The sequence below is a fragment of the Mycobacterium sp. NAZ190054 genome (assembly GCF_001545925.1).
Taxonomy (GTDB): domain Bacteria; phylum Actinomycetota; class Actinomycetes; order Mycobacteriales; family Mycobacteriaceae; genus Mycobacterium.
The window spans coordinates 1-10,079 of the sequence record NZ_LMVQ01000121.1 but is presented as its reverse complement, the minus strand read 5'-3'; the positions used below and the strand labels follow the sequence as shown (position 1 = coordinate 10,079).

General features: G+C 69.6%; 7 protein-coding genes and 1 pseudogene. 7 read left to right on the top strand and 1 reads right to left on the bottom strand.

Features of this window, described 5'->3' with window-relative positions; genetic code table 11:
• Positions 1–100: 100 nt before the first annotated feature.
• The 5 genes and pseudogenes from ASJ79_RS10585 to ASJ79_RS10565 form a co-directional block, all read left to right on the top strand.
• Positions 101–571, top strand: a pseudogene (locus tag ASJ79_RS10585) (ATP-binding domain-containing protein); the annotation flags it as partial.
• 168 nt (positions 572–739) lie between these two features.
• Positions 740–3,124 (top strand): lysylphosphatidylglycerol synthase transmembrane domain-containing protein, encoded by a 2,385-nt coding sequence (locus ASJ79_RS10580; RefSeq protein WP_067954879.1) that lies wholly within the window; start codon positions 740–742, stop codon positions 3,122–3,124.
• 123 nt (positions 3,125–3,247) lie between these two features.
• Positions 3,248–3,622 (top strand): ethanolamine utilization protein, encoded by a 375-nt coding sequence (locus tag ASJ79_RS10575; protein WP_067954877.1) that lies wholly within the window; start codon positions 3,248–3,250, stop codon positions 3,620–3,622.
• A gap of 20 nt (positions 3,623–3,642) precedes the next feature.
• Entirely contained in the window at positions 3,643–5,934 is a 2,292-nt protein-coding gene (locus ASJ79_RS10570; RefSeq protein WP_067954875.1) for a DUF1989 domain-containing protein, read from the top strand.
• Positions 5,935–5,951: 17 nt separating this feature from the next.
• On the top strand, positions 5,952–7,295 hold the full coding sequence (locus tag ASJ79_RS10565; RefSeq protein WP_067954886.1) for an NAD(P)/FAD-dependent oxidoreductase: 1,344 nt from the start codon (positions 5,952–5,954) through the stop codon (positions 7,293–7,295).
• A gap of 28 nt (positions 7,296–7,323) precedes the next feature.
• Here ASJ79_RS10565 and ASJ79_RS10560 read toward each other — a convergent pair whose 3' ends face one another.
• Positions 7,324–7,572: a hypothetical protein gene (locus ASJ79_RS10560; RefSeq protein WP_231750812.1), complete on the bottom strand. Its 249-nt coding sequence runs from the start codon at positions 7,570–7,572 to the stop codon at positions 7,324–7,326.
• Positions 7,573–7,739: 167 nt separating this feature from the next.
• Here ASJ79_RS10560 and ASJ79_RS10555 point away from each other — a divergent pair, with 167 nt between their 5' ends.
• Positions 7,740–8,447: a M15 family metallopeptidase gene (locus ASJ79_RS10555; protein WP_082753768.1), complete on the top strand. Its 708-nt coding sequence runs from the start codon at positions 7,740–7,742 to the stop codon at positions 8,445–8,447.
• A gap of 60 nt (positions 8,448–8,507) precedes the next feature.
• Positions 8,508–10,079, top strand: a 1,572-nt coding sequence (locus tag ASJ79_RS10550; protein WP_231750813.1) for an MMPL family transporter, incomplete at its 3' end; no start/stop codon positions are given.

Below are 10,079 nucleotides of genomic sequence, written 5' to 3'. Positions count from 1 at the left end.
CGTCACAGTTGTGGGTGAGCTACCGCAAGGGACCGCTGGGTGGACGTGGCCGCAAACCCCGGCCCGGTGACCGGATTCCTGACCTGGCGTGCGTGCGACCGGACCGCTCGTCGTCGCTCACTGGAACCGTCAGGTGGAGCGCTGGCTGGCCGAGGCGACGGGACAACCGCTGTGGGCGCAGTGGTACCCGGGCCGGCCGCTGCTGGTGACCGAGAACGACTACGGGCTCGGCGTCTACAACGGCGACACCGGTGTCGTCGTCGCGTCGCCGGACGGGTTGCGCGCCCACGTCGGCGCGCTGGAGCTCGCGCCGGGCCGGCTCGGCGAGGTGGAGACGATGTTCGCGATGACCATCCACAAGAGCCAGGGCAGCCAGGCCGACGAGGTCACGGTGCTGCTGCCGCCGCCGGATTCACGGTTGCTGACCCGCGAGCTGTTCTACACCGCGGTCACCCGGGCCAAGAAGCGCGTGCATGTGGTCGGGACCGAGGAGTCGGTGCGCGCCGCCGTCGGCAGACGCGCCACCAGGGCCTCCGGGCTGGCCGGGCAGCTGCGGCACGCCCGCCCCTGACCCCCGCCGAACTTGCATTCCAGCAGGCCCTCTCTCGACTTTTCACAGCCCAGGTGCAATCTCGGCGACGGTTCCGGCCGCGCACGTGTATCGATCGTCACCGAACAGTCGCTATTTTGTCGGTGAGCCGATGGGGCTGCACAGCCGACAGGAAGCGATCGTTGACAAATGCGAGTGGACGGGCAGGACGTCGCTGTCTCAGGCAGCCTTCTGCAGCCGTTGACCCGCCGCACCAACGACATCCTGCGGCTGGCGCTGGCCGGTGTCTTCCTGATCGTCGTGGTCACCAGCTCGCTGATCACCCGCAACGAATGGGAGGCGCTGGAGCGGTCGATCTCCGAGATCGTCGGCGTGCTCAGCCCGACGCAGTCCAACACCGTCTACCTCATTTACGGCGTCGCGATCCTGGCGCTGCCGTTCATCATCCTGATCGGGCTCATCGTGTCCCGGCAGTGGAAACTGCTCGGCGCCTACGCCGCGGCGGGCGTGCTCGCCATCCTGGCGCTGTCGATCACGGGCAACGGCATCGCGGCGCCGCGCTGGCATCTGGACCTCACCGATCGGCTCGACACGGTGCTGTCGCAGTTCCTCGACGACCCGCGGTGGATCGCGATGCTCGCCGCCGTGCTGACGGTGTCGGGTCCGTGGTTGCCGGCCCGCTGGCGACGCTGGTGGTGGGCGTTGCTGCTGGCGTTCGTGCCGATCCATCTCGTGGTCAGCGCCGTCGTCCCGGCCCGGTCGCTGCTCGGGCTGGCGGTCGGGTGGTTCGTCGGAGCGCTCGTGGTGCTCGTCGTCGGCACGCCCGCGTTGGAGGTGCCCCTCGACGGCGTGGTCCGGGCGATGGCCCGCCGCGGCTTCCAGGCCTCGGCGCTGAAGGTGGTGCGGCCGGCAGGGCAGGGACCGCTGATCCTCGACGCCACCGAACGGGTGGCGGCCGACGCCGAGGCGGGCGCCGCGATCGTCGAGCTGTACGGCCCGCACCAGCGCGGCGGCGGGTTCCTGCGCCAGTTCTGGGGCAAGCTGCGGCTGCGTGACAGCGAGACCGCGCCGCTGCAGACCTCGATGCGCCGCGCGGTCGAACACCGCGCGCTGATGGCGCTGGCCGTCGACAACCTCGGCATGTCCAACACGTCCCCCATCGCGGTCGCGACGCTGGACCGGGGCTGGACGGTGTACGCGCACAAACCGGCCAGGGGAACGCCGCTGGAAGCCTGCGCCGCCGACACCCCGGTGACCCGCGTGTGGGACTCCCTCGGCGTGCTGCACAGCCAGCAGATCTCCCACGGCGACCTGCGCAGCCGATCGATCACGGTGGTCGACGGCACCCCGCTGTTCGGCGGATTCACCCACGCCGAGTACGGCGCCTCCGACGCGCATCTGCACACCGACATCGCACAACTGCTGCTCACCACCGCGCACCTGTACGGCGTCGAGAAGGCGGTGGCCGCGGCCATCACCGTGTTCGGTTTCGAGCCGGTGCTGGCGGCCTCACGCCGGCTCACCAAGGCCGCCGTCCCGAAACGCGTGCGGGCGGCGGTGCCCGACGACGGCATGATGTCGGCGGTTCGCGAGGAGGTGAAGAACCAGACCGGCGCCGACCAGATCGAGACCGCGACGATCACCCGGTTCACCCGCAACCAGCTGATCCAGATGGTGCTGCTGGTCGCGCTGGTCTACGTCGCCTACCCCTTCATCAGCTCGGTGCCGGTGTTCTTCTCCGAGTTGCGGTCGGCCAACTGGTGGTGGGCGCTGGGCGGTCTGGCGGTCTCGGCGCTGAAGTACCTCGGCGCGGCGGCGGCGCTGTGGGCCTGCGCCGACGGGCTGGTCAGCTTCCGGAACCTGACGATCATGCAGGTGGCCAACACGTTCGCCGCGACCACGACACCGGCCGGTGTCGGCGGCCTGGCGCTGAGCACCCGGTTTCTGCAGAAGGGCGGCCTGGGTGCGCTGCGGGCCACCACCGCGGTGGCGTTGCAGCAGTCGGTTCAGGTCATCACGCACATCACGCTGCTGATCTTCTTCAGCGCGGCGGTCGGCGTGTCGGCGGACCTCTCGCGGTTCGTGCCGAGCGCGACGGTGCTGTACCTGATCGCCGGTGCGGCGCTGGGCGCCGTCGGGATCTTCTTGTTCGTGCCGAAGCTGCGGCACTGGCTGGCCACCGCGGTGCGGCCGCGGCTGCAGGAGGTGATCAACGACCTCGTCGCGCTGGCGCGCGAGCCGAGGCGCCTCGCGGTGATCGTCATCGGCTGCGCCACAACGACTCTGGGCGGGGCTTTGGCGTTGTGGGCGAGCATCGAGGCGTTCGGCGGCGACGCCAGTTTCGTCACCGTCACGATCGTCACGATGATCGGCGGGACGCTCGCGTCGGCGGCGCCGACCCCGGGCGGCGTCGGCGCGGTGGAGGCCGCGCTGATCGGCGGCCTGGCCGCGTTCGGCGTGCCCGCGGCGGTCGCGGTGCCCGCCGTGCTGCTGTACCGGATCCAGACCTGCTGGCTGCCGGTGTTCCTCGGCTGGCCGATCATGCGCTGGCTGACGCGCAAGGACATGATCTGACCGTTGCCGGCCCGGGCCGGCGCCGATCGATACCTGACGGCTACCGCCGGTAATCTCACTGAAACGCATCCGTGGTTTCCTGCGGTCAGACACTGTTTCACCGCAGAGATCACTGGAGGCTTGATGACGAGTACCGCCGCGCCGACCTTCCTGGTGACATCCGGCTTCTGGCAGAAGCTTCCGCAGATGTCGCTGGAGCGGTATCCCGGCACCGAGGGCTTCATCGACGACGTCTACTCCAATCCCAACGGCGTACCGATGTGTTCGGGGTACTTCGAGCTGCGCAGCACCGACGCGCCGCTGGACTACTACTACGACTACGACGAGATGAAGGTGGTGCTGGAAGGGGAGTTCCGATTGGAGAACCCCGACACCGGCCAGGTGCAGATCGCGCGGGAGAAGGACGCGATCTTCTTCCCCAAGGGCTCGCGCATCCTGTTCTCCACCCCGAGTCGCGCCCTCGCGTTCTACGTCGGCTACCGGGCTTTCGCACCCTGAACCCGGCGCGGAACCCCGTTGTGGTGGAACGTTTCCGGGTGGCGCCCGGCTCGGTGACGGCGGTACGGGTCTTCGGCGGAGACCGGTTCGACATCGTCGACCACCACGGTCGCCAGCCCGCCGAACTGACGGTGCTCGCCGCTGACCCGCGCGCCGTCGACGGCTACCGGCCGGATGCCTGCGCCACGGTGCTCCGCCGTCTGGTACCCGGGCCCGACGAGAACGGCTACGCCGCAGGCCGGATCCTGTCGCTGCTGGCGAAGCACGCCGTCGACCAACAGGACTCGACGGCGGTCCGGCTCTTCGACGGCCGCTCCCCCGCCGGGTCCCGGGTCAGCTTCACCGCCGACGCCGACGCCGTCGTGCTGGTGGCCGCCCCGGCGGGCGCGATGGACCTCACCGACGCCGAACCGAATCCGCCCTCCGAGGTGCGGGTCGAGGTGCACCGCGCCGACCCGCACCGGCCGGAGATCCGTGAACTGCCCGCGCCGCTGGCCGAGCCGCTCTGGGACATGCGGATCGACGCCGCCACGGCGTCGTCCTACGAGGTCAGGGCCGGGCAGTTCATCCAGATCATCGACGTTGCCGGACAACAGTGTTCGGACTTCCTCGCCTTCGACGCGCGCGGGCTGGCCGACGGCGCCGAATTCGGCCTGGACGCGACGACGACCCGTACGATCGGCGGCGGCGCGTATCCCCGGCCGGGCCTGTTCGGGAAGTTCTTCGATTCCCGTGCGCGCCCGCTCGTCGAGGTGGTGCGTGACACCGTCGGCCGCCACGACACCTTCGCGCTGGCCTGCACCGCCAAGTACTACGCCGACCTGGGCTATCCCGGGCACGTCAACTGCACCGACAACTTCAACGCCACGCTGTCACGGTTCGGCGTGGCACCCCGGCAGGGGTGGCCGGCGCTGAACCTGTTCTACAACACCGCCTTCGACGCACAACACCAGCTGGTCTCCGACGAACCGTGGTCACGCCCGGGTGACTATGTGCTACTGCGTGCCTGTGCGGATCTGGTCTGCGCATCGTCGGCGTGCCCCGACGACATCGACCCCGCCAACGGCTGGCTGCCCACCGACATCCACGTCCGCCTCTACGACTCCACCAGGAGGTTCTCTGTGGCTGTGGGACACCGGCTGACGCCGGACTCCGAGCCCGTGCTGACCAAGCCGACCGCCTTCGCGGCCCGCACGGGCGCGTTGACGACGAACTTCACCGACTACCAGGGCTACTGGTTACCCAACAGCTTCGCCAATCACGGCCCGCACCAGGAGTACTGGGCGTGCCGCGAACGTGTCGCGGTGATGGACCTGTCGGCGTTACGCAAGTTCGAGGTGTTGGGCCCCGACGCGGAGGCGCTGCTGCAGGCCACCCTGACCAGGGACATCCGCAGGCTGGCCCGCGGCCAGGTGGTGTATTCGGCGATGTGCACCGACACCGGCGGCGTGGTGGACGACTGCACGGTGTTCCGCCTCGGCGACAACAACTTCCGCTTCATCGGCGGCGACCCGTACGACGGCGTGTGGTTGCGCACCCACGCCGAACGGCTCGGTCTGGGGCAGGTGTGGATCAAGGACTCCACCGATCAGCTGCACAACATCGCCGTGCAGGGGCCGGCGAGCAGGGAGCTGCTCGCCGAGCTGATCTGGAGTCCGCCCGGCCAGCCCGCACTGCGTGACCTGGGCTGGTTCCGGTTCCTCGTCGGACGCCTCGACGGCCCCGACGGGGCGCCGCTGCTGGTCTCCAGGACCGGTTACACCGGCGAGCTCGGCTATGAACTGTGGATCTCCCCGGCCGACGCCGAAGCGCTGTGGGACAGGGTGTGGGAGGCCGGCCGGCCACACGGGCTGGCCCCACTCGGGCTCGAAGCGCTGGAGATGCTGCGTGTCGAATCGGGACTGGTGGCCGCCGGTCACGAATTCGACGAGCAGACCGACCCGTTCGAGGCCGGGATCGGGTTCACCGTGCCGTTGCCGAGCAAGTCCGACGATTTCGTCGGCCGCGCGGCGCTGCTCGAGCGCAAGGCGCACCCGCAACGGGCCCTGGTCGGGTTGCGCCTGGACGGCAACGAGACCGCGTCCCACGGTGACTGCGTCCACGTCGGCCGCTCCCAGGTCGGGGTGGTCACCAGCGGCGTCCGCTCACCCGTGCTGTCCGCCAGCATCGCGATGTGCCGGATCGCCATCCAGTATGCCCAACCCGGCACCCGCGTCGAGGTCGGCAAGCTCGACGGTCACCGAAAGCGCATCCCCGCCACCGTCACCGGCGTCCCGTTCTACGACCCCGACAAGACCCGTCCCCGTTCGTGACGTCACAGGAGGAACCCATGTCCCGAACCGCAGTCATCGGCGCAGGACCGTCCGGTCTGGCCCAGTTGCACGCCTTCGAACAGGCCCGCCTCGACGGCGCCGACGTCGGCGAGGTGGTGTGCTTCGAAAAACAGTCCGACTGGGGCGGGCTGTGGAACTACACGTGGCGTACCGGACTGGACGCCCACGGCGATCCGGTGCACGGCAGCATGTACCGCTACCTGTGGTCCAACGGGCCGAAGGAATGCCTGGAGTTCGCCGACTACACGTTCGACGAACACTTCGGCGGGCCGATCCCGTCCTTCCCGCCGCGGGAGGTGCTCTACGACTACATCACCGGGCGCGCCAAGAAGAGCAACGTGCGCCAGGCCATCCGGTTCGACACCGCGGTGCGGCAGGTCCGCTTCGACCACGACACCGGGACGTTCACCCTGGCGGTGGAATCCCGGGCCGCCGGCGAGAGCACCGTGCGGACCGAGACGTTCGACCACGTCATCGTCGCGACCGGGCACTTCTCCATGCCGAACGTGCCGGAGTATCCCGGCTTCGACATGTTCCCCGGTCGCATCCTGCATTCCCACGACTTCCGCGACGCCGCGGAGTTCGCCGGCAAGGATCTGCTGATCCTCGGCAGCAGTTACTCCGCCGAGGACATCGCGCTGCAGTGCCGCAAGTACGGCGCGGCCTCGGTCACCATCTCCTATCGCAACGCCGCGATGGGCTTCGACTGGCCCGACGGCATCACCGAGGTCCCCGCGCTGAGCCGCCTCGACCGGCGTACCGCGCACTTCGCCGACGGCAGCACCCGCGATGTCGACGCGATCATCCTGTGCACCGGCTATCAGCACCACTTCCCGTTCCTCGAGCCGGAACTGCGGCTGACGACCACGAACAACCTGTATCCCGCCGGGCTGTACAAGGGGGTGGTGTGGACGGCGAACCCGAAGCTGATGTACCTCGGCATGCAGGACCAGTACTACACGTTCAACATGTTCGACGCGCAGGCGTTCGTGGCGCGTGACGTCGTGCTGGGGCGGCTGCCGCTGCCCGACGCCGACGCGATGGGCGCCGACGTGGCCGCGTGGCGCGCGCGGTACGCCGGGGTGACCGGGGTGATGGAACAGATCGACTTCCAGACCGACTACGTCCGTGACCTGTTGACCCTGACCGACTACCCGGCGTTCGACCTGGACATGGTCCGGCAGCACTTCGTCACCTGGGAACACGACAAGGACGACAGCATCACCGGCTACCGCGACAAGTCGTTCGCGTCGCCGTGTACCGGGACGGTGGGCCCGGCGCCGCACACCCCGTGGTGGGACGAGCACGACGACAGCCTGGCCCGCTTCCTCCGACGTTGACGGGCCGCGGCGCGCCGCGGCGAGAAGTTCAGCAGGCGACGCCGGCGAACACGGCGCCCGTGACCAGCGCGATCACCAGTGCGACGGTCGGCATGCCGCTGTACAGCGCGACCACGACACCCGCGATCGCCGCGATCAGAAGCGCCACCATCAAGACTGCGAGCGCCCAATTGACCGAGCTGGGCGCGTGCGACGCGCGGTGCGACTCGACACCCTGCGGGACCATCGCGCCCTCGCCGATTCCGACCATGTCCACCCCTTCTGTGATGACGCCCACAATATAAACCATGAATGGCGCAAATCACATATATGGCAGCAAGGTCGTGACCTGGCCGCCGAATTCGAAAGCTCAACCAACAGAACTGATTAGCGCCACTAAGTGCACGGTCCGCTGCGGTACGTTGGTCCCCGGTGAGGTTCGCGGTTCCGGCCGTCGCGGCGGCCATGACGGCAGTGCTGGTGCAGTGCGCACCCGCGCCGGAGCCGCCCGCGCCCGCACCGGAACCGTCCGCAGAGCCGCCGGCCGCCACCCCGCAGTCGCAGTTGCCCGCCGAGACCGTCCGCACCATCACCCCGGCGACGCCCCGGCCTGAACCCGCCGAGGTGCATCCGGTCACCGCCGCCGAACTCGGGACGACATGGCGACCGGGCTGCCCGCTGGGTCCGGACGCACTGCGCCGCGTCGAGCTGGACTACTGGGGGTTCGACGGTCAGACCCACCGCGGCCGGCTGGTGGTGCACCGGGACCTCACCGACGCCGTCATCGACGTCTTCGCCGCGCTGCACCGGCTGCGGTACCCGATCGAGAAGATGCAGACGCCCGACCGCTACCCCGGCGCGGACGACGAACTGTCGATGCGCGACAACAACACCTCGGCCTTCAACTGCCGCGACATCCCGGGCACCGGCAGCTGGTCGCTGCACGCCTACGGCCGCGCCGTCGACGTCAACCCCAAACTCAATCCGTACATCGACCGGCGCGGCGAGTTCCAGCCCGCCAACGCCGGGCCGTGGGTGGACCGCAGCCGCACCGAGCCCGGGATGCTGCACGACGGGGATCCGGCCGTGCGGGCCTTCACCGATCGCGGGTGGCGCTGGGGCGGGCACTGGCGCACACCGCTGGACTACCAGCACTTCGAGATCGGCCCGTGAACCGCTCAGGGACGCATTACGTGTTGTAGATCTAGGACCCTTCGTGGACTGGAGACACAGCTGCTTCCCAGAATCGCCTCCCTGGCTCTTGCCGCTCCGCGACGCATCCTCCTCGCCGCGGCACTGCTGACCGTCGTGCTGGCGGTCTTCGGTGTGCCGGTCGCCAAGACCTTGTCACCGAGCGGGTTTTCAGATCCCGGCTCCGAATCCGCCCATGCGTCGGCGCTTCTCACCGACACGTTCGGTCAGGGCGACGTCCAGATGCTCATCGTGGTCACCTCCGCCGACGGCATCGACAGCCCGCGGGTACGCGACGCCGGGCTGGACATCGTGCGACGGCTGGACACCGATCCGCATGTGACCGACGTGTCGTCGCCGTGGACCTCGCCACCGGCCGCGGCGGCGGATCTGGCCGGCCGGGACCGCACCGCCGGACTCGTCGTGGCCGGTATCCGCGGGGACGAGGCCCAGCAGCAGACCTACGCCAGACAGATCTCCGAGGACGTCACCCGCGCCCCGCCCGCCGGTGTCACGGTGCGCACCGGCGGCACCGCGATGGTCGACGTGCAGATCACCGAACACTCCCAGCGGGACCTCCTGGTGATGGAGGCCATGGCGATCCCGCTGAGCTTCCTGGTGCTGGTCTGGGTGTTCGGCGGGCTGCTGGCCGCCGCGCTGCCGGTCGCCATCGGCGGGATGGCGATCCTCGGCGCGTTGGCGGTGCTGCGGCTGGTCACGTTCGCCACCGACGTGTCGATCTTCGCCCTGAACCTGGCCACCGCGATGGGACTCGCACTGGCCATCGACTACACGCTGCTGCTCCTGTCCCGGTACCGCGACGAGCTGGCCGCCGGCGCCGACCGCCCCGATGCGATCCGCCGCACCGTGACCACAGCCGGCCGCACCGTGTTGTTCTCGGCGACGACGGTCGCGCTGTCGATGGCGGTGATGGTGCTGTTCCCGATGCACTTCCTGAAGTCGTTCGCGTACGCCGGGGTGGCCACCGTGGCGTTCGCCGCGGCCGCCGCGGTCGTCGTCACCCCTGCTGCGCTGGTGCTGCTGGGTGACCGCGTCGAGTCCCTGGACGTCCGCAAGCTGGCACGGCGCCTGCTGCACCGGCCCGAACCGCAGCCCGTGCCCGTCGAACAGCGGTTCTGGTACCGCTGCGCCAAGGCGGTGATGCGACGCGCCCTGCCGCTCGGGCTCGCGGTGGTCGCGCTGCTGCTGGTGCTGGGCATCCCCTTCCTCGGCGTGAGATGGGGATTCCCCGACGAGCGGGTGCTGCCGACGTCGGCGTCCGCGCACCAGGTCGGCGACCAGCTGCGCTCCGAGTTCGCCGACAACACCGACACGGCGGTGACGGTCGTCGTCCCCGACAGCACCGGGGTATCCCCGGCGGAGCTGTCGGCCTACGCCGCCGAGCTGTCGCGGGTGCCGGACGTGCCCGCGGTGTCCGCGCCGAAGGCGGCCGTCAACGAAAGCATGCTCAGCACAAGGGCTTTGATCGGCATCACGACGCTGCCGGTGAGCAGGAACAGTAGCGCGAACATGATGCCCGCGATCAGCCCGAGCACCACCGGCAGCGTCGAGGGGATGGCGTCCACGCTGTCGCGGTTCACCTGCGCGGCGCCG